This window comes from Klenkia terrae (assembly GCF_037083865.1).
In the GTDB taxonomy this organism is placed as follows: Bacteria; Actinomycetota; Actinomycetes; order Mycobacteriales; family Geodermatophilaceae; genus Klenkia; species Klenkia terrae.
The window spans coordinates 130,852-151,079 of record NZ_JBAPLV010000006.1 but is presented as its reverse complement, the minus strand read 5'-3'; the positions used below and the strand labels follow the sequence as shown (position 1 = coordinate 151,079).

At 67.3% G+C, this 20,228-nt stretch carries 15 protein-coding genes and 1 tRNA gene; 7 read left to right on the top strand and 9 right to left on the bottom strand.

Annotated elements, in window-relative coordinates; all coding sequences use genetic code 11:
* Nucleotides 1-72: 72 nt before the first annotated feature.
* Complete coding sequence (locus UXQ13_RS08000) at nucleotides 73-1,203, bottom strand: glycosyltransferase family 4 protein (protein WP_225234076.1); 1,131 nt, start codon at nucleotides 1,201-1,203, stop codon at nucleotides 73-75.
* 103 nt (nucleotides 1,204-1,306) lie between these two features.
* Here UXQ13_RS08000 and UXQ13_RS07995 point away from each other — a divergent pair.
* Nucleotides 1,307-1,393: transfer RNA gene (locus UXQ13_RS07995), tRNA-Ser, on the top strand.
* Between the two features lie 55 nt (nucleotides 1,394-1,448).
* Here the strand turns inward: UXQ13_RS07995 and UXQ13_RS07990 are convergent.
* The 3 genes from UXQ13_RS07990 to UXQ13_RS07980 all read right to left on the bottom strand — a co-directional run bounded on the left by UXQ13_RS07990 (nucleotide 1,449) and on the right by UXQ13_RS07980 (nucleotide 3,495).
* Nucleotides 1,449-2,585: a site-specific integrase gene (locus UXQ13_RS07990; RefSeq protein ID WP_225234077.1), complete on the bottom strand. Its 1,137-nt coding sequence runs from the start codon at nucleotides 2,583-2,585 to the stop codon at nucleotides 1,449-1,451.
* A gap of 43 nt (nucleotides 2,586-2,628) precedes the next feature.
* On the bottom strand, nucleotides 2,629-2,841 hold the full coding sequence (locus tag UXQ13_RS07985) for an excisionase family DNA-binding protein (RefSeq protein WP_225234078.1): 213 nt from the start codon (nucleotides 2,839-2,841) through the stop codon (nucleotides 2,629-2,631).
* A gap of 87 nt (nucleotides 2,842-2,928) precedes the next feature.
* Nucleotides 2,929-3,495 (bottom strand): hypothetical protein, encoded by a 567-nt coding sequence (locus UXQ13_RS07980; RefSeq protein ID WP_225234079.1) that lies wholly within the window; start codon nucleotides 3,493-3,495, stop codon nucleotides 2,929-2,931.
* Nucleotides 3,496-3,905: 410 nt separating this feature from the next.
* Here UXQ13_RS07980 and UXQ13_RS07975 point away from each other — a divergent pair, with 410 nt between their 5' ends.
* On the top strand, nucleotides 3,906-4,586 hold the full coding sequence (locus tag UXQ13_RS07975; protein ID WP_225234080.1) for a ParA family protein: 681 nt from the start codon (nucleotides 3,906-3,908) through the stop codon (nucleotides 4,584-4,586).
* Entirely contained in the window at nucleotides 4,583-5,275 is a 693-nt protein-coding gene (locus tag UXQ13_RS07970; protein ID WP_225234081.1) for a ribbon-helix-helix domain-containing protein, read from the top strand. The genes UXQ13_RS07975 and UXQ13_RS07970 overlap by 4 nt, the downstream gene beginning before the upstream one ends.
* A 435-nt stretch (nucleotides 5,276-5,710) precedes the next feature.
* Here UXQ13_RS07970 and UXQ13_RS07965 read toward each other — a convergent pair whose 3' ends face one another.
* Together UXQ13_RS07965 and UXQ13_RS07960 are read right to left on the bottom strand one after the other, a co-directional pair.
* Entirely contained in the window at nucleotides 5,711-7,042 is a 1,332-nt protein-coding gene (locus tag UXQ13_RS07965; RefSeq protein WP_225236056.1) for an NAD(P)/FAD-dependent oxidoreductase, read from the bottom strand.
* A gap of 556 nt (nucleotides 7,043-7,598) precedes the next feature.
* Nucleotides 7,599-8,993, bottom strand: coding sequence for a PucR family transcriptional regulator ligand-binding domain-containing protein (locus UXQ13_RS07960; protein WP_225234082.1), 1,395 nt, complete (start codon nucleotides 8,991-8,993; stop codon nucleotides 7,599-7,601).
* Between the two features lie 294 nt (nucleotides 8,994-9,287).
* Between UXQ13_RS07960 and UXQ13_RS07955 the strand changes: the two genes are divergently transcribed.
* Both UXQ13_RS07955 and UXQ13_RS07950 read left to right on the top strand, forming a co-directional pair.
* Nucleotides 9,288-9,638: a cupin domain-containing protein gene (locus UXQ13_RS07955; RefSeq protein WP_225234083.1), complete on the top strand. Its 351-nt coding sequence runs from the start codon at nucleotides 9,288-9,290 to the stop codon at nucleotides 9,636-9,638.
* Nucleotides 9,639-9,878: 240 nt separating this feature from the next.
* Nucleotides 9,879-11,312, top strand: a complete 1,434-nt coding sequence (locus tag UXQ13_RS07950; protein ID WP_225234084.1) for an aldehyde dehydrogenase family protein — start codon at nucleotides 9,879-9,881, stop codon at nucleotides 11,310-11,312.
* Between the two features lie 617 nt (nucleotides 11,313-11,929).
* Here UXQ13_RS07950 and UXQ13_RS07945 read toward each other — a convergent pair.
* Complete coding sequence (locus UXQ13_RS07945) at nucleotides 11,930-12,280, bottom strand: cupin domain-containing protein (RefSeq protein WP_225234085.1); 351 nt, start codon at nucleotides 12,278-12,280, stop codon at nucleotides 11,930-11,932.
* Nucleotides 12,281-12,791: 511 nt separating this feature from the next.
* Here UXQ13_RS07945 and UXQ13_RS07940 point away from each other — a divergent pair.
* Both UXQ13_RS07940 and UXQ13_RS07935 read left to right on the top strand, forming a co-directional pair.
* Nucleotides 12,792-14,255: an APC family permease gene (locus tag UXQ13_RS07940; RefSeq protein WP_225234086.1), complete on the top strand. Its 1,464-nt coding sequence runs from the start codon at nucleotides 12,792-12,794 to the stop codon at nucleotides 14,253-14,255.
* 636 nt (nucleotides 14,256-14,891) lie between these two features.
* A complete protein-coding gene (locus UXQ13_RS07935) occupies nucleotides 14,892-15,968 on the top strand; it encodes an alpha/beta hydrolase family protein (protein ID WP_318249996.1) in 1,077 nt (358 codons plus the stop codon).
* A gap of 315 nt (nucleotides 15,969-16,283) precedes the next feature.
* Here the strand turns inward: UXQ13_RS07935 and UXQ13_RS07930 are convergent, their stop codons facing one another.
* Both UXQ13_RS07930 and UXQ13_RS07925 read right to left on the bottom strand, forming a co-directional pair.
* Entirely contained in the window at nucleotides 16,284-17,306 is a 1,023-nt protein-coding gene (locus tag UXQ13_RS07930) for a glutathione S-transferase family protein (protein WP_225234087.1), read from the bottom strand.
* 268 nt (nucleotides 17,307-17,574) lie between these two features.
* Nucleotides 17,575-20,004, bottom strand: coding sequence for a xanthine dehydrogenase family protein molybdopterin-binding subunit (locus UXQ13_RS07925; RefSeq protein WP_225234088.1), 2,430 nt, complete (start codon nucleotides 20,002-20,004; stop codon nucleotides 17,575-17,577).
* Nucleotides 20,005-20,228: the final 224 nt, after the last annotated feature.

The following is a 20,228-nucleotide window of genomic DNA, read 5'->3' as shown; positions in this document are numbered from 1 at the left end:
TCCGTCCTCCTGCCGCAGATCTGGTGCAGGAGGACGGAGTTCCGCGCACCCCCCTGATCAACGCTGCGGGGGTCAGGCGGTGAGGGGGTGGACCTGGGCGCGGCCGAGCACCCGGTCGTAGTGGCCGATCAGCTCGTCGCCCAGCCGGCCCCAGGTGCGGTGGGACACCGACGCCCGGGCCCGTCCCGCCGCGGCGCGCAGAGCCAGGCGGTCGTCGCGCAGGCCGGCGACCTGGGCGGCCAGCACGTGCGGGTCGTCGCCGGCCCACAGCCAGCCGTTCTCCCCGTGCCGGACCAGGTCCAGCGGCCCGCCCGACGCCGCGACCAGCGCCGGCACCCCGGCGGCCAGCGCCTCCTGCACCGCCTGGCAGAACGTCTCGTCGGCACCCGGGTGCACGAGCAGGTCCAGCGAGGAGACCAGGTCCCCCAGCTCCTCGCCGACCACCCGCCCGGTGAACACCGCCCGCGGCAGCGCCCGCTGCAGGGTCCTGCGCTGCGGTCCGTCGCCGACCACGACCAGCCGCACCCCCGGCAGCTCGGACAGCGGGCCGAGCAGGTGCAGCCGCTTCTCCACCGCCAGCCGGGCCACCGTGCCGACCAACAGCTCTCCACCGGGCACCAACCGCGCCCGGACGGCGGCCGACGAGCGCCCAGGGGCGAACTGCTGCAGGTCGACGCCGCGGGCCCAGAGCGCCAGCGGGCCGATCCCGTGCCGGCGGAGCTGGGCCATCGTGGGTGTCGAGGGCACCAGGGTCAACGCCGTCCGGTCGTGCAGCGCGCGCAGCCAGCGCCAGGTCGTCGTCGACCCGCCGGGGACCCGGTACCGGCCGGCGTAGGCGGCGAGGTCGGTCTGGAAGACCGCGACCGCGGGGATGCCGCGTTCCTGCGCCGCCCGGGCCGCGGCCGAGCCCAGGACGGCGGGGGACGCCAGGTGGACGACGTCCGGGCGGATCCGGTCCAGCAGTTCGCCGACCTCGCCGGTGGGCGCCGCCAGCGGCAGCTCCCGGTACCGCGGCAGGCGCACCGACCGGACGGCGTGCACCGGGACGACCGCACCGCAGCGGGTCTCGTAGTCCTGTCCGGACGGCGCGACAACCACCGGTTCGTGACCGCGCAGGGCCAGGTGGTCGGCGGCCCGCAGCACCGACGTGACGACGCCGTTGACCGCCGGGGTGAACGTCTCGGACACCAGTGCCACGCGCATGGCGCCAGCCGACCGTGCCCAGGCCTCCGGACGGTGACGCCGACCTGGCCGGACGGCGGCGGGCCCGTGATCATCGAGGTCGGGGGATAGGGTCGGTCGGCCAGGAGGGCTCGCCTAGTGGCCGATGGCGGCGGTCTTGAAAACCGCTAGGGGTTAGCGCTCCTCGAGGGTTCGAATCCCTCGCCCTCCGCTCTGACCAGCACGTTCGCGCTACATGAGGAGGTCTCGCCCGCTCCGGAGGGTCCTCAGATGAGCCGGCGTGCCCGCTGCGTGCCCGTACGGTTCACGCGCGTGCCCGCACGGTCCGCGAGCTCGCTCGCCGCGAGCCGGCCCAGGCCGGCGGCGACATCAGCGTCGCGGCGCTCGGCGGCGTGCTGGTAGATCATCGCCGCGCGGGTCGAGGAGTGCCCGGCGCGACGCATGACCTCGGCGAGGGTGGCCCCGCTCTGAGCGGCCAGGGTGAGGCCGGCATGCCGGAGGTCGTGCAGGTGGGCGCCGGGCAGGCCGGCGTGCTTCCGGGCTGTGCCCCAGGCGGTGTGGACGTGGTGGGCGCGCAGCGCAGTGCCGTCCTGGCGGGCGAAGAGGTGGTCGAGCAGCGTGGTCGGTCCGCGGACCTCGAGGTGCGCCCGCAGAGCGTCGAGCCCCTGCGGAGGCAGGTGGACGGTGCGTTGGCTGCCGGCCTTCGGTGGCCCCTCGCGGGGCCCGGTGTCGGTCTCGACGACCTGCCGCACGACGGCCACGGTGCCTGCATCGAGGTCGACGTCGGCGCGGCGGAGAGCGACCAGTTCGCCCAGTCGGAGGTGTCCCCAGAAGCCGAGCTGCACCAGCCCGCGGAGGTGGACGGGCATCGCTGCCGTCAACTCATCAATCTGCGCGACGTCGAGCAGTGGCCGCTCTTCGCTGCGGGCCTGCCCGGCGCCGACGATGCGGCAGGGGTTGCGGGCGACGGCGTCGTCGGCGACGGCGGTGGACATGACAGCGCGCAGGACGGCGTAGGCCTGCCGCGCGGCGGTGGGGCCGGTGGCCGCGCTGACGTCTGCGTGCCAGGTGCGGACGAGGGCCGGCGTGATCCGGTCGAGCATGAGGTCACCGAGCTTGGGCAGGACCCACCGGTCGAGGGAGTGCTGGTAGGTCTCCCGCGTGCGGATGGCCAGCGGTCGGCCTCTCACGGTGCGCTCGGCCAGCCAGGACTGGCTGTACTCCCGCAGTCGAATGCCACTCCGCAGCGGGTCGAGCCAGGCACCGCGAGCCATGTCCGTCTCGGTGGCTACGAGGAACCGCGCGGCGTCGGTCTTGGTGGCGAAGGTCGTGGGGGCTGATCGGTCCTGGCCGTCGGGTCCGGCGTAGCGGGCCTGCCACCGCCCGGAGGGCAGCTTGCGCACGCGACCGAACCGGCGACGCGGAGGCATGGGTGGCCTGCAGGTGTCAGTGCTTGGCGGTCAGCGGCTCGACGGTCCGGGCGTCGAGATAGGCGTCGAGGTCGGTCTGCCAGAACCGGAGCGACCGACCCGCGTAGGTGAAGCGGACCCGTCGCTCGGCGACGAGCCGGTAGACCAGGCGACGTCCGCACCGGAGGTACACCGCGGCGCTGTCGACGTCGTGCAGTCGGTCGGTCGTCCTTGCACCGGCAGTGGTCACGCGATGTCTCCCACGCTCAATGGCGCCCGTGCGGTCGCCACGGGGTGACGGTGGCCCGTCCGACGAACCAGGCGGCAGCAGAGGTCATCACCTGTCACCGCCTGGGGGATGGGCGGGGCGCTGCTGGCCCGGGACGTCCCGATGCCAGGTGCGGATGGCTGGGGTGACGTCGGTCCACCGGACGTCACCCCACATTCCTCGGCGGTCGAGGGCGGCCTGCAGTTTGCGGACTTCGTCGGCGATGCCGGCCAGGTGACGGGCGTACACGTGATGGCTGTCCAGCTGGCGGGTGAGTTCGCGGATGAGGCCGTGCCACTCCTGGTCCTTGGGTGCCGGTCGTGAGTGCGGGGGAGCAGGGACTTGGACGACGCGCTCCACCACCTCGACGGCGCTCAGCCCGGAGGCGGCGGCACGGCGTTGCTCCCATGCCCGCTGGCGGCAGGACGCCGAGCACCACTTCGGCACCGGGCCGCGGGACTTCGGGGTGATGGGCCCGAAGCACCAACCGCACGTCGTCGCGGCCGCGCGGCGGTGCTCCGCCGGGACGGGAGGGTTGCCGTCGGGCACCGGGGCGGGGGGACTGGCGAGCTGGGCGGCCTCCATCCGCTCGCGGGCCCGCCGCCGGCGTTCTTGCTCGCGACGGTGTTCCTGCATGCGGCGGGCGTGAGGGCTGGCCATGTCGTCTATGGGTGACCTAGGGCCCGCGTGGGTGTCACGACGAGTGGGTGGCATCCGGGGTGCAAGAGGTGTGTCGGATCTGGTTCGTGGTGCACGAGGCTTCCGAGAAGTGGTCGGGGCCCATGCCGCAGGAGAGGCGGGCTGGGGCTCGCGTTGGTGGACGGCGGGTTGGGTTGTTCGGCTGACGCTGTGAGTGAAGCTGGGCCTCGTCGAACCGGGATGGTCCGACGGCTCGCGTGCCAGCCCCTCGTGCTGGTGCTGAACGTCGCCTGGAGTCCCACACCGGGGGTGACCTTGCCCATTGCACCCACGGCCGCCGCTCCGACAGCGGCCAGGAGCTGCTCCGAGCCATCACCGAAAGCTCCGCGCCCGTCCCCCTGGCGGGAGTGCGGGAAAACCTGGACGTGCTGCCCGGGGGAGACCTCCTCAACGACCTCGCGTCCGAGCTGGCCCGCACCGGCCGCGGCAGCGTCGACACCGCCGGCATGGCACTGGCCGCGTCCCTGGCCCAGATCGCCGAGGACTACGACCTCATCTTCATCGACTCGCCCCCCGGTGGCGATGTCCTGCAGCGACTCATCCTCACCGCCGCCAAATGGGTCATCGTGCCCACCCGATCCGATGACGCCAGCCGCATCGGCCTGCGCGACGTTGCCCGCCGCTATCTCGAGGCCCGCACCGACAACCCTGGCCTCGCCCTGCTGGGCGTCGTGCTGTTCGGCACCAACATCTCCGCCACCCGCGTCACCGGACAGGCCCGCGAAGCACTGGCCCGCGACCTCAACGGCGTCGTCCCGGTCCTGGACGCCACCATCCGCTACGTCGAGGCCGCCGCCACCGACGCCCGCAACCGCGGGCAGCTGCTGCACGAGCTGGAGAAGAGCGTCGCCGCCCAGCCCCGCTGGTACGAGCTGCGCCGCAGCGGTGACGGCAAGAAGACCACCGCGTTGGCTGCCAGCGCCGGCTCGCTGGCCGGGGACTACGCCGCCTTGGCCAAAGAGGTGCTGCAGATGATCGTCGACGCCGAGAACAAGCTCATCGACGAGCTGCAGGGAGCCCAGTCGTGACCAACCCCGACAGCACCGTCCGCCGCGTCCCCGACATGGACCTCGGTGCCGTGTTCGGCAACCGCACCGAAGGACTCACCGGGCTCGCGCCCCGTCGTCGGCGGGGCCCTGCCGTGACGCCCGAGCCGACGAGCGCACCGGAGAAGCAGCCCAGCTCCGACGCGAAGCCGGCGGTCGCCCCGCAGCAGCCCGCGGCGACGACCCCCGTGGAAGCGATGCCCCAGGCGGACCCGGCCCAGGACGGCAGCAGCGGGGGAGAAGTGACCACGACACCCTCGGCCACCCGCTCGCGGCCTCGCACATCACGCACCACCACGCCCGCCAAGGCCACAGCTTCGCCCGTGCCGCGGCTGGTGATCCTGCAGTTGCCCAACAGCACCGCCGACCGCCTCCGAGACAACGCCCGCCAGCGCGGCGTCACCTACAAGGAACTCGCATTGGACGCCGTGGAGGCCACCGCAGAGCAGTTGCCTGACCTGCTCGCAGCCCAGCGCCCTAAGGCCCGCGCCGAAGGCATGTTCGCCGGCGAACGCGTCGCCACCCAGGTGCGCCCCGAAGGGCGCCGCCAGGTGTCCATCAAGCTCACCGAGACCAGCATCGCTGCTCTCGACGACCTGGCTACCCGCCACGGCGCGCGGTCCCGCAGCGAACTGGTCGCCACCGCACTGGACGCATACCTAGCCGACTAGCTATCTGGATAGATCATCAGCGGTGGGGTTGGGAGCTGGGCTCCCGTCAGTCACGGGGGTAACTGACGGGAGCGAGACAACTTTAGACCGTTAAGCGCCGCGCATCATGACCAGCACGCAGCTGGCCCGCCGTGCGGTGCGCCGTCGTCCTGGACTCCTATGCGGGGTCGACATCGGTGGGGGAGAGGTCGGGGTGCAACCGCAGGAACCGGAACGGGTGCCGAAACACCCCCGAACCAACAGCGGCGACACGACACTTCACATCTGAGGGCCGGCGCTTCGAGTCAACCGGCCAAATGAACGCAGGGTGGGCCAGAGGCCCACCCTGCGTTCTCCGGGTGGTAGACGCGAGGGTCAACTCGCCCTCGCACTACGGCCCAGTGGCTGCCCCCTGTAGTGGCAGCCACGGAGCCCGTTCCTCGACCCAGGTCTGACTCAGCGACCAGAGATCTTGTCGGCAACGCGGGCGATCGGAGATGTTCGGGGAGCGCCGCCGAACTCCTGACGATCGGCCGCCCGGTAGGCCACATAGAGGCTGCGGACGCCGATCCACCGCGCTGGCTCAGGCTCCCAGCCTCGCACCCGGCGATCCACCCACGGCAACTGCGCCAGGTCGGTGTCTCGGCGCAGAACGAGGTCCCGCAATGTGCGACCGGCGAGGTTCGTGCCGGTGACTCCATGACCAACATAACCGCCGGCCCAACCAAGACCGGTCGTGTGATCGACAGACACACTTGCGCACCAATCGCGCGGGACGCCCAGGACGCCAGACCATGCATGGTCGAGGGCAGCGTCGGCAGCGGCTGGGAAGTACTGCCGCAAGACAGCACGCAGCTGCTCCTGGGTGACACGATGGGTGTTGCCCCCGTCATCAGTACGAGAGCCGAAACGGTAGGGGATTCCGCGGCCGCCCAAGACGATCCGACCGTCCGCCGTGCGCTGCATGTAGCAGAACGAGTGCGCCCCATCCCCGACGAGCTCGGCTGAATCCCAGCCAATCTGCCCCCAGACGTCAGCTGGGAGGGGCTCGGTGACGACCATGCTGCTGTTCATCGGCAACCAGACGCGCTTGGCGCCCTTGAGCTGGGCCGTGAACCCTTCAGTGGCGCGGATGACGTAATCAGCCGTGACCGTCCCCTGCGCGGTGACCGCTTCCCGTGGACGGATTTCCGTCACCCGGGTCTGCTCGAAGATGTCCACGCCGAGCCTCTCCACGACGTCGGCCAATCCACTAGCCAGCTTGGCCGGCTGAATGCGCGCGCAGTGCGGGCTGAACTGCGATGACAGACCACCACCCAAACGGATCCGCTGAGCTGTCTCAGTCGCCGTCAGCTCGATGAGGTCATCGGGCCCCCAGCCGGCCTTGCGCAGCGCCGGAAGGTGCTCGCGCAGGCGCTTCTCCTGAGCTCGATTAGTAGCGACGTGCAGCAATCCGTCCTTCTGGATGTCGGCGTCGATACCCTCGGCTGCACAGACGTCGATCACCTCGTCGACGGCAGTGAACATCCGCTGCTGGAAGTCGACTGCGGCGGCCCAGCCATGCTGCGCGGCATACCGACGCAGCTGTCCCGGCGGCTCGGCGCTAAGCCACCCGCCGTTACGCCCCGACGCGCCGAAGCCCGCGAACTCGCTCTCAAGGATGGCAACCTGCAGGTCCGGCTGCGCCTTCTTCAAGTAGTAGGCCGTCCACAAGCCGGTGTAGCCAGCCCCCACAATGACTACGTCATACCGGCGGTCTCCCGGCAGGGATGGCCGAGGCGTGGGCATTCCGGCTTGTCGGTGCCAGAAAGAGACGTTCCCGTTGACGAAATCGCGAGTGCGGGGCTGGGTTGTCATAGCTTCCTACTCAGTTCGGAGGGACATCGCTGGTTCTGCTCGGCAGTCATCAGGCGTCGAGGGGTTGCGCCGCGGGCCGGGGCGACTGCAAGCACGGCAGACCGGTGGCCAAGTCCGTCGGCCAAGGTGAGGCCGTGCCCTACCGAAGCGGAATGGACCCGAGGGTTGGGAGGATGAAGGGCTGGTCCGCCGACCCGAGCCACACGGTCATCGAGTTCGGGGCTCGGACCCCTTGCCACAGCTCCCAAGGTAGGGCGCAGAGCCTGGGAGCTGTATAAGCCTCCACCACGAATAGTCGTTACTTGTTGTCCACCAGTACGAGCGACGGACGACCATCACCGTAGGAGCCGACGCTTGCCCTGCGGCTTTTCCGGGGGCTGGGATCACGGGTGGTTGCCGGCCAGCGCGCGGCCCACGGACCCGGGGCAGATGAGAATCCGACCTCGCGGTGCATGTCCGGGCCAGGAGCTGGCCTCGGGGACACCGCTTAGGAGCCGCCCGTGAGACGCCATGCTTGGAACGCAACCCAAGCTGCGGACAAGTCGGAGGAACGGCGCAGATCCAAACCGGTCAGGTCCTGTACGCGCTTCAGGCGATACGAGAGCGTCTGCCGATGAATCTGCAGTTCATCGGCCGTGTCTTGCCATCTTCTGTCGTTGCGCAGGTAAGCGAACAAGGTGGCCCGCAGCGAGCTGGACCGGTCATCATCGCCGGCCAGCGGTCCAAGCACTCTGCTGACGATGTCGTCAGCCTCCTTCTTCGACCGCGTCAACACCGATACTGAGGATCCTTCGTAGGCCGCCCAGCCCTTCGCCTCTTCTGCAGAGGTCAGTACTTTGCCTGCTTCGACCGCCGCGGCCCGTGCGTCCGCGATATCGGTGAAGACCGAGCTGATCCCGGCGGTTGTCACCAGGACGTCCATAGCCCCTCGAAACGAACCCAGCTCATCCGCTGGCACAAGAGCTAGGTCATGAACCCTCCCGGGTCCGACCAAGACCGATAGCTGCAGGCAGGCGCTGGCCCTAGCCATGTGCGGCCCGACGGCCTTGCTGACGGCAACGAGATGAAACCCCTCAGAGAGCTCGTGGGGCGACAAGAAGCTTCGTAGAGCGCGCGCATCTGCAGTTCCGTTGAGGACTGCGTGCATGAGACGGGCCATCACCTCAGATCGCCTGTCCGCAGCGTCAAGGAGTCGGTCCACCGCACTGCGCAGGACCTGGAGCAAGTGGACTAGCAGGAAGCTGTCGAGAGGCTCCCCAGGGAACTCGCTCAGAACCACCTGCGCGCGGTGGCGACCCTCCAATGGGTAGGAACGGACCACGTCACGGATGCCATCCAGTGACCCCTCCGGCCTGGCCGATGTGAGCAAGGACAGGCCGGTGGTCTGGTCAAGGACGTCAATCCCGATATTGAGCTGAGCCGCCAGGTCAGCCACAAGCGAGGTGGCGTTGCCGTCTGCGGAGGCGGCCAGGTGGTACAGCTTGCTGAGCGCGAGGACCTGAAGGGTCTGATCGGTGGTATTCGCTGCTGCCACGTGCCGCGCGACCACCGCATACGACGTTCGTCGGCCCGCCAGGAGGATCGGGAAATGCCTGCGGTCGGCCTCTGCCAACATCCGGCCAGTGAGTTTGGGCGCGACGTCATGATCGCCGATGACCATCCCGGCTAGCCCGGCCTCATCTAGTCGCGCCACAAACTCGACTTGTTCAGCGGCCAGCCTGGGGACACACAACCCGACGGTCATCAGCAGCTCGTGCGGACCAAGCCACTCCACCGGATCGGCCATCTCGCAGCTGTGGGCCCACAGAATCTCACGCATCTGCCCAAGCCCCCCAGCGAGGACACTGATGTCGAGGCTGTGTGCCCCCACGATGTCGGCCACTGTCAGGACACGTCCGCGCATGCCGCAAAGTTAGCCTCACGTATAGCTCGACGGTCAGATTCATAGCGTCTGCTAGTTCATCGGGTTCACTCCGCCCCCTAGCGTCTGGCCCGGCGAACCGCCGAGCCCCAGGGGCGCCGCGGACTGCCGCACAGTGAGGCGATGCCCGACCCTGGCTGATACGCCAGCCACCCATGTCTGACCACGACAACGAGGTGTACAGATGACGCATTCAGCCCAACGCTCCGTGAGCGGAGCCCCGAGGACCCACTCCGTGTGCCAGGCGCGACGAGCATGACCAGCTTCGACGACGGCGACCTCGCATGGCCCCCGCCTCAGCCGGTCCCTTCAGAGCGGGTGCTGTCGGGAGACCCCCACATGAGCACGGTCCGCCATCACCAAACCGAACACGCTGAGTTCGGGCGATGGACGGTGACCCCCGGGTCGTTCACCACAGTGAGGGACGGCCAGGACGAGTACATCTACGTCATCGACGGAGACGGCGACCTGGTCTCCGCCGACGGTGTCGTAACTCGTCTTGGGCCTGGGGTGTCGGCAGTGCTGGCTGATGGTTGGACTGGCCGATGGGACATACGCACCCCGCTCACCAAGGTCTACACCCTGATCAACACTGTCAAACGCTGAAGGCAGCGCCACGCGGGCTCAACCGGGCCGACTTAACGCCCAGCAATTGCACCCTCATCCTCAGCACTGCAGCCGAAGGCGAGCGGGTCGTCGGCTATCGGATACCGAGCGGCCCGCTCGAGGCCTCAGGCCAGCTGCGCGGATTGGATCTGTGGGCCGGCCTCGCCATGTCACCTTGCCCACCATCGCACTCGAGGGCCAGCCAGCAGCGCCTCATCTTCAATACCAGGAGGACAAGTGATGGCTACGCCGTACTGGATCGCTGGCGAACCAAAACTAGGTGATGACCCCCTAGAGGTCTTCTCACCATATGACGGCCGGGCCGTCGGTCGCACCACGCTGGCGGTGCCGCAGGATGTCGAGGCAGCCATCGCCACCGCTCATCAAGCCCAGGCCACCTGCGCCTCCGCCCCAGCGCATGTCCGTGCCGCTGCGTTGGACCACGTGTCGCGGGAGCTGTCGACGCGCGTCGAGGAGATCGCTGCAGTCCTGACCGCCGAATCAGGCAAACCGCTGAAGTGGGCCCGCATCGAGGTCGCCCGGGCATCCTCGACCTTTCGCTGGGGAGCCGAGGAAGCTCGCCGGTGGTCAGGCAGCGTCCAACGATTGGACACCGATCCGGCGGCAACCGGTCGCATGGCCCTCGTTCGCCGTGCGCCTCGCGGCCCTGTGCTGGGCATCGCGCCATTCAACTTTCCGCTGAACCTAGTCGCCCACAAGGTCGCGCCAGCCATCGCTGTGGGCACCCCAATCGTGCTCAAGCCCGCCCCGGCAACCCCACTTACGGCACTGCTGCTCGGCGAGATCCTGGCCGAGACCGACCTTCCGAAGGGGGCGTGGTCAATTCTCCCCGTCACCAATGACGTGGCCAGCGTCATGGTGACCGATCCGCGACTACCCGTCGTGTCCTTCACCGGCTCGGTCCCCGTGGGCTGGGCGATACGCGACGCCGTTCCCCGCAAGCACGTCACCCTGGAGTTGGGGGGAAACGCTGCCGTGGTCGTAGCCCCCGACCAGGATGAAGACGACCTCGCCCATGCAGCAGCGCGTATTGCAACCTTCGCCATGTACCAAGCCGGCCAGTCCTGCATCTCGGTGCAGCGCGTATTCGCCCACCGCGAGATCGCGGAACAGCTCACCACCAAGATCGTCGAGGTGGTGCAGCAGCTAGGTACCGGCGACCCCGCAGATGACAACACCGACGTAGGGCCCCTGATCGACGAGGTGGCCGCGTGCCGAGTCGAGGTATGGGTTGAGGAGGCAGTTGCAGCTGGCGCCACCCTCCTCACCGGTGGGACCAGGTCCGGCGCCGCCTACACCCCGACCGTGCTTACCGATGTGCCCCGGGACGCCAAGGTGTCCCGCGAGGAGATTTTCGGTCCTGTCGTCGTCGTGGAGACAGTCGACTCCATCGACGAGGCTTTCGACCGAGTCAACGACAGCCGCTTTGGACTGCAGGCCGGCGTTTTCACCCACGACCTCCAGTTGGCGTTCCGCGCCGCTCACGAGCTCGAGGTCGGAGGCGTGGTCATCGGTGACGTACCGAGTTTTCGGGCCGACCAGATGCCGTACGGCGGTCTCAAGGACTCCGGTACGGGCCGAGAAGGTGTACGTGCAGCCATGGAGGACCTCACCGAGGAACGGGTGCTCGTCCTAACCGGGATCACTTTGTGAACTGTTGCTGCCTTCGCACCTGTGGGCGGTCCGCTGCCAGCTAGTCAGCCGTCGCGGCATTGGAACGAACACCCACTTCGGCATCCCTCCTCTGGCACATGCATGCAAGACGGTGACCGGGTGTGGTTCCCGGACAGCGTCAGACAAATCGCTGCAGGGACCGTAGGGTTGAGGGCTCAGCTACGACACGGAGAGGGCTAACCATGAGCCTGGGACCAGAGTGGCACCGAGCCATCGGTACGTCTGTCATCCAGCTCAAGGAACCAGCCGCCCACTCGCAGGCTGCGGTCGATCTGATGCAGTGGACCCTGGACCAGATCGAACAAGCGCACCACGCCTCAGATGCCGGTGTGGCCGAGCTCCGCCGAGTTCTTGCTGAAGCGAGGTCATCCCAAGGGTAGGAGCGGACGGTCAACGCTCAGTTCCTAGATTGGCCGGCAACACGCCTGCACTGCCAAGGATACTGGACGATCCGGTCCATCCACCGATCAACCGAGGCTGATCACGGCCGATGAGTTCGGATGACCACGTTCCAACAGCGCCGGGAACCTACGACCTGAGCCCGTTCGTGTCGGATCCGCGGCCCCCGTGACCGCGGATCCGCCTCGTGGAGAGGCTCAGTCAGCGAGCACCCAGAACTCGCGGAACCGGGTGTGGAACGTCCACGTCGACATATGCCCCTTGGGCAAGAAGGCGGCGTCGCCGGCCTTCACCTCGATGGCACTGCCGTCCTCGAGCTCAATCCGTGCCTCACCCTCAAGGACGTAGATCATCTCGTTCTCGGTGAGCTCATAAGTCGTCTTCGCCGGGTCGCACTCGAAGAATCCGCATCCTCGCGAGCCGTTGGTGTAGTCCTCGTGCAGGGTGAAGCCGCGCCCTGCGGGCTCTCCGCTGTGCACGATCACCCCCTCAGGCTGCCAGGTCTCGAACAAGGCTGAACCTGCGCTCGCCGACTTCAACTCGGCCATGTGGATCCTCCAGTTCATCGGGCGGGAGCCCCAATCCTGACCATCTCTGGACGTACTGGGATTGCGAAATCCGGCAACCTTGAGCCCGCGATTGCACCCTCGATGCAGGGTTCGGACTGTCGGGCGGCAGATAGAAGCCCTTCACCCCATCGCTACGCGCAATGTCTGAGGCCGGCACCGGACCCTCAACCTAGGGCGGGGGAGAGGGCTGAGGGTCGGGCCCCATCGCGCGATGACCGAGATCGCCCCCATCGCTTGCGCGTGCCACCCCACGTGAGCTGGCTGCCTCCCACGACGCCTGACCACCTGAGTGGGTGCTTACGCGCGGCACCGTGAGCTGCGACTACGCCGTGCCAGCTACATCGAGCCGGGCCACGGGTGCGATCAGCCCCCCGCCGGCGGTTGCTGAGATGAGCAATCAAGAGCGCACATATTGCAGGGAAGAGGACATGTGGGGCCATGTGATCACTCTCATACTTCCCGCGCTGGCCACCGCTAACGAGGAGAAGAAATGACGTCAGACGTCACCGATGGTGCACGGGACGGCCACGAAGAAACCGGTCATGGGGAGCTGAGCGGCCTGCAGCAGGGCACGCTGAGTCTGCCCAAGGCCCTGGGTCTTGCGGTCGTCACCTTCAGTCCCGTACTCATGGCCGCCACCGCACCAGCTCTGGCTGGTCCGGTAGCGGGTTCCAGCGCCTGGTTGTCAGTCCTTGCCGGAACAGTTCTCGTCGCGTTCATCGGCCTGGCGATCGTGCCCTTCGCCCGGCGCTACGTGGTGTCTGGCGCGCTGTACTCCTACATCGACAACGTGCTCGGGGTAAAGGCCAGCACCCTGGCGGGGGCTTCGCTGGCCGTCGGTTACGCAGTCGGGGTGATTGTTTGCCTCCAGGTGTTCGGGGTGTACACCGGAAGCTTCATCGCCACCGTCTTCGACCTGCCCGCGGCCAACGGCCTGGGCGGTCAGACAGTCATCTACATCCTCACCATGCTCAGCATCACCTGGTTCGCCATCCGTGGGCTGGATACCTCCACCCGACTGAGCATTGGCCTCCTGTTCGTCTCCGCGCCCATTGTGGCCTTGGTCCTCATCGCGAACGTCTTCACCGACGGGTTCGCCTTCGGTGACCAGTTCACGTTCACCGACTTCACGTGGGGTGGGTTCTTCGCCGGCATCGTCCTGTCGGCCACCTTCTTCGTCGGCTTCGAATCCAGCGCAGCGACCGCTCTGGAGACCAAGAACCCGATGCGCACCATCCCCCGACTCATGACTTTGGTGCCGGTGATCGTCGGTGGCGTCGGGCTAGTCGCCACGCTCCTCACCGTGCCGGTCCTGCCGGCCATCGCCGACGCCACTGCGGCTGGTGAATCGCCCCTGTCGGCGATGGCAGACAACGCAGGGCTCGGCGTCCTGGCGCCGGTAGCTGACCTGTTCTTGGCCATCACCTGCTACGCGGTCGTTCTCGGGTTCATGAACTACGCGCCCCGTGTGTGGGCCACGATGGCCGTCGACGGGCTTCTCCCGACCGCCCTGGGACACGTCGATGAGAAGCGTCGGACCCCGGTCCGCGCGATCGTTGTCGTGTCCGTGATCTCCACGATCGTTCCGATCGTCCTAGCAGCTGTCAGCGGCGGCACTCCGCTCGACGTCTACGCCCACGTTGCCACGCTGTACCCGTACTACTGGGTCATCCCGTACATGCTGATCTGCGTCGGGGCGATCGTCATGCTCGGCCGCCGGCACGAGCTCAAGGCCGGAACGGCGATTGTCGCCGTCATCGGCGGGGCTGGCTTCGGCTACGTGTGGCTCAGTGCGGTTCTCAACCCCACCGGGACGTCGTTCGACGCCATGACATGGGCGGCTCCGATCACCATCGCCCTCGCATTGCTCATCGTCGTGCCCATGCGCATGAAGGCACATCGCGACACCAGCCGCACCCCTAAGAAGTACGCCGGACTTCACCAGGACGACTGAACACGACCGCAGACCCAAACGCGCCACGCCGGGAGACCCCGGGAGCGCCCCGGCTCATCGGCTGCCAGCGGCAACTGCCCGAACTTGCTGGCGACAGCAAGTCTGGGGCCCCTCAGTAGCCACCCTCCTCCACCGGAGGTGCCGTGGATGGGTTGCCCGTCACTGACCTCGGCTCGGCCACCACCTCGTGGTGGCCGAGCCGAGGTCCGTTCAGCCTGGTGCCCCAGCAGAACATCCGTTGCCTCGGCCACCCCCGATTGATTACGCGCCGCAGCAGCCCGGCGCCACCGACATCCTGCGCGAGCCCGGGCGATGCAAAGACCCCCGGCGCAGGTGGTGTAAATGGGGCATCCCGGTCGACTGCCGCTGCCATTGTGGCTCTCTACATATGGGGCAGCGGCCCATCGTTGCGCCGACCACCTATCGGCGGCGTCCGAAGCGTCGAGCCGGTCAGCCTCCTCGGAATCCGCAACCAAGACGACGTCTTTGTCTGCCGAGGGCAAGCCTGCAGAGCAGGTGGTCAATCGATACTTACGTCCACACGCCTCGGATTCGGTGACGCCACGCCACTAGGCAGCGTCGCCGGGACAGTGCAGCGTGCCACGACCAGCGGTGAATTGTTCTGGAGAGGGCCTTGTGACGAACAACAGCGGTAGTGCGGTGCTGCAGCCGGAGCAGGAGATGCTCAATTGGGGGCGTCTCATCTTGGATGGAGTCCCCTACGCCGACCTGGTGAGCGCCCGGGATCGTGACCCGTCCGTGACGTGGTTCGAGCACTGGATGCAGACGGCTGCCAACTACGAGCGACTCGGCGAGACAGCCGAGTCCCGTGGGCACACCATCAGCGCCGGCGAGTATTTCGTCCTGGGCTCGCTCGCTGCGCAGTACGCCCAGTTCCTGTGGTTCGACGACCGACGTCGAGCCGGACAGGAGCGCAAGGTCGAGCTCTACCGCCGCGCAGCCCCGCTGCTGAACCCGCCGGCGGATCGGTTCGAGGTCACCGTGGACGGTGCCACCGTCCCTGGCTACGTCCGAACCCCCTCGACGGGCGAGGGCCCGTTCCCCACCGCGGTGCTGCTGGGCGGTCTCGAGTCCACGAAGGAGGAGAGCTACCAGTTTGAGCAGCAGCTCCTGGCCCGCGGCATTGCCACGGTCACCTTCGACGGCCCCGGACAGGGCGAGATGTTCCCGGAGGTCCCGCTGCGCGGTGACTACGAGCGTTACACCTCCGCAGTGGTCGACTACGCAGAGAAGCTCCCAGAGATCGATTCCTCGCGCATCGCCGTGGTCGGTCGCAGCCTCGGTGGGCACTACGCCCTGCGCAGCGCAGCCCTGGATGACAGGTTCATCGCCTGCATCTCCTGGGGCGGGTTCGCCGACATGGATTCCTACGACGAAGAGACCCCGATGACGAAGGAGAGCTGGAAGTACGTCACCGCGTCATCAACGGATGAGGAGTCTCGCGAGCGGGTCATGACCCTCATGGACGTCCGCTCCGAGCTGCACAAGCTACGCGTCCCGACGTACATCCAGCACGGTATGCACGACGAGGTTCCGGTGAGTGAGGTCGAGGTGGTCAAGCAGCTGGCGGTCGACGCCCCCCTGACCATCGTGATCGAGCCCGACGGGGACCACTGCTGCCACAACCTCGGGCCGCGTCCGCGCATCGAAATGGTCGACTGGCTCGAAGAGCAGCTCAAGCCGCGGTCCTGAAGGGCCGCCGAGAGACCGCGCTGCCCTCCACCGCCGCTCGGGTGGAGGGCAGCGCCTTCATGCACGCCCACCCCGGCCGGCCGGCCAGTCCAGCGCTATGCCGCGCGCGTTGTCCGGCTGCTAACGGTCACCGGCCGCGCAGATCGTGGTCAACGCCTGCTGAGCGCTTCATGTGGTCGGCGACCGCGGGCTCATGCGCCCCGAGCCCCTTGATGGTCCGGCCCCGCCTGGTCAGCTTTCCTGTGCGGCGCGGTGGCAACCCGCCATTGCCACAGGTCCGGCGCTCAGTCGGGCGCAGCAGCCCGCGGTGACGGTTCAGACGACGCCGTGACCGGGAGGTACTGCCTCACCGGCCGGGGCCGGTCCAGGGGCAGTCCCATCTCCGAACGGGCGGCCTCCGAGGGCTTCCCGGCCGTGCGGAGTGAACCAATTGCTCAGATCGGGTCCGTTGGGCACGACCCCCGATGGGTTGATGTGAGCATGCACGAGATAGAAGTGCTGCTTGGCTTCGAGGAAGTCCACCGTGTCACCGAACCCCGGAGTCTGGAAGAGATCGCGGCAATATGCCCACAGGACCGGCAGCTCAGTCAGCTTGTGGCGGTTACATTTGAAGTGACCATGGTAGACAGCGTCGAACCGAACCAACGTGACGAATAGCCGCACATCGCTTTCAGTGACCGATCCACCCATGAGATACCTGTTCGTGGCCAAGCGTTCGGACAACCAATCCAACGCGCTGAAAAGACGCTCGTAGGCGCGTTCGTAGGCCTGCTGCGACTGCGCAAAGCCACATCGGTAGACCCCGTTGTTCACGTCGCTGAAGATGCGCTGCATGACAGCGTCCATCTCGTCCCGGAGCGGCTCGGGATAGAGGTCGGGAGCCCCAGCGCGGTGCAGCCCTGTCCACTGTGTAGAGAAGTCCAACGTCAGCTGTGCAAAGTCGTTGGTCACCACGGCAGCAGACGGGACATCGACCAGCGCCGGCACAGTGATGCCCTGGTCGTAGTCGGGAAACCTAGCCAGATAGGCCTGCTGCAGTCGCTCATAGCCCAGCACAGGATCCAGGTCCCCTGCGTGCGAGCCGAACGTCCAGCTGCGCGAGTCATGAGTGGGCGCGCACGCCGCCAGGGAGATAGCATTCTCCAGGCCAAGCAGTCGACGAACGATGATGGCCCGGTTTGCCCACGGACATGCTCGAGCGACGACCAGCCGGTAGCGACCCGCCTCTACCGGCCAGTCTCCGGAACCATCTGCAGTGATCCGGTCAGTGATGTAGGTGGACTTGCGGCGAAACTCCAGCTCGTCGCGAACGGGTTCGCCCTGCGGTTCGGTGGTCATGTCCCTACCTCGATCCGCTCGTTTGGTCATCGTCGAACAGCACCTGGAGCAGCGGGTGTGCGCGGCCGGCCACAGCGGCGCCAGCGCCATATGAATGCCGCCAGCGTTCAGCTCGCAGCCGTGCGCAAAGCGCCCTGCGCGCGGTGGGGTTGCCTAGCTGTGGGCAGCAAGCAGCGCCGCGGTGCCAGGCAAGGTCGCCGACACAAGTGAGGCGGAGGCCTGGCCTACACCCGGTGTGCAGCCCCCATCACCGCGCACCCCTCAGCCATCAGTCGTCGGTTGCCGGAGTCCCCAGGTGAATCTGCAACGCGGTCGTATCCGATTCCGCGACGTCGTCCACGGCGGTACCTTCCTGCCCCGCCATGGCCTGGCGAGCCATCGTGAACAAAGCCTGCGGATGGACAGGGACGCGTTGAACGCGGAACTCACCGCCGAGTGCATCATCAATAGCACCAGCGACCGCCGCGCCCACCGCGATCAGCCCCACTTCCCCCAGGCCCTTGGCGCCGAACGGGTTGTTCGGGGTTGGGGCGTCCTCGGTGATGAAGTAATCCACGCGTGGGATCACCTCAGCGGTGGGAATCAGGTAGTCCATGAACGACGTCGACAGTGGTTGCCCAGCCTCGTCGTACAGGAATTCCTCAAATAGGGCCCCGCCGATGCCCTGGGCAGCGGCCCCGATGATCTGCCCCTCCGTGGTGAGGTGATTGATGACCTTCCCAGCTTCGGTGCTGACAAAGAAGCGGCGGATGGTGTGACCCCCCGTAGTGGGGTCGACCTCGATCTGAACAAGCGTGATGCCATAGGGGTAGTTCATGTGGTCATCGAGATAAACGGCGTCGGCCCCCAGCCCGGGCTCCTTGCCGGCCAGCCGGGCAGTGAAGTTGTCGAAACGCTGCGCAATCTCCCCCAGGCTCAATGATGTGCCCGGTGACCCCACCACCTGAACTCGACCCTCGGTGAGCTCCAAATCAGCGACGTCAGCCTCGAGCATCTCACTGGCCAACTCCAAGGCCTTTTCGCGAGTCTTGATCGCCGCGATGCGTGCTGCACCGCCGGCAAGCACCGTGGACCTACTCGACCATGAACCGACCCCATCGGGCACTAGGTCGGTGTCTCCGTGCAACACGTCGATCACATCGGGATTGATGCTGAGTTGGTCGGCGACAATCTGAGCCAACACCGTCTCGATGCCCTGACCCACCGAAGATGCGCCGGTCAAGATTCGGACACGACCGGCCTCATCGACTTCGACGGACCCCGTCTCGTAGAGACCCAGGCCAGCCTTGTCCATCAGCAGACCAACACCGTTGCCCACCAGACGCCCCTCGGCACGCGCTGCTGCGGCCTCTTCCCGCCACGCGTCGTAGTCGGCGGCTGCCAGAGCCTTCTGCACGTGGTCCAGTACGTCACCGGAATTGAAGGAGTACGGCTCGAATGCGATCTCCAGGCCCGGCTCCCAAGGCAAGTCAGCAGCAGTCAGAAGGTTGCGGAGCCTGATGGTGACCGGGTCGATACCCATCTCCTTCGCCGCGAGGTCGAACAGCCTCTCCCGAGCGAACGTCCCCTCAAAGCGACCCGGCCCCCGGTAGGCCGCCAGCGGAGTCTTGTTCGTCAAGACCGCATGCAACTCCGCGGACAACGCAGGAATTCGGTACGGGCCCACGATCATGCCCGCGGTGATGTCGCTGACCAGCGGCTCAGCTTGGCGCATGAAGGCACCATGGTTGTGCCAGATCTCATCGCGGAGCGCGAGGATTTTGCCCTCAGCATCGAAGGCACCCGAGATGTGGTGGACCTGCTCGCGGGCATGAGAGATGCCCACCATGTGCTCGACTCGGTCCTCGATCCACTTCACGGGCTCGCCAAGAATCCGCGCGGCGTGGGCCACCAGGATGTACTCAGGAAATGCGCCGCCTCGGACGCCGAAGTTGCCGCCGACGTCGGTGTGACGCATCCGCATGCTGCTCTGCGGCATACCCAGCACCTTGGCCATGACACGACGGGAGTCGTGCACATGGACCGGACCCCACATCCACAGCTCATCACGAGCCGGGTTCGGCTCTACGACACAACCCCGCGTCTCCATCGGGATCCCCGTGTGACGGCCGATCTCGAACTCCCCCGTGACCACATGCGCAGCCGCGGCGAAAGCTGCCTCGACATCGCCGTACTCCTTGACGAACCGTGCCGGCTCGTTGCCACCCGCATGCAGCGGGGTGCTGAAGCCGGCGGCCTCAACGGGGTTCAACAACACAGGAAGGTCGTCGTAGTCGACGCTCACGAGCTCAGCAGCGTCCTCGGCCAGGTAGGGATCCTCGGCCACCACCACGGCGACCGGCTGGCCCACGTAGAGGACCTTGTCCACGGCCAGCACGGGGTGACCAAACGTGTCCAACTCAGGGAAGCCTTCGTGGTACCCGATCTCTTCGATGGGGATCACACCCAAATGCCGGGTGTCCTCACCGGTCAGCACCAGCCGAACGCCAGGCAGCGAGCGAGCCGCTTCCGTGTCGATGGCAGAAATGGTCGCGTGAGCGCTCGTCGCCCGGACAACCCGCATCGCCAGCGCACCAGCCAGGTGCACGTCATCGACGTAGTAACCCTTACCCCGCAGGAGTCGACGGTCCTCGATCCGTGGCGTCCGGCCCCCGACGTGCGGGACCTGCGGGGCAGGGCTGGAGCTGGTGGCAGTCATGCAGGCGCCGACCTTCCGCTAAGTGGGCTGAACCTCAATATTGACCGCCGAGCAGGGTCAGCTGCTTGCTGCAAACCGAAAGCCCAAGCTCAGGATTGCCCGGCCTCGACAAGCGTGCCGCCCGCACGAGACAGCCGGCCCACGAGCCGGGACCGCCGCTGATACTGACGCCGCCGATCCGTGGGGCGGGCGATCAGGGTGCGGCCATGCAGATCAGGACGAGG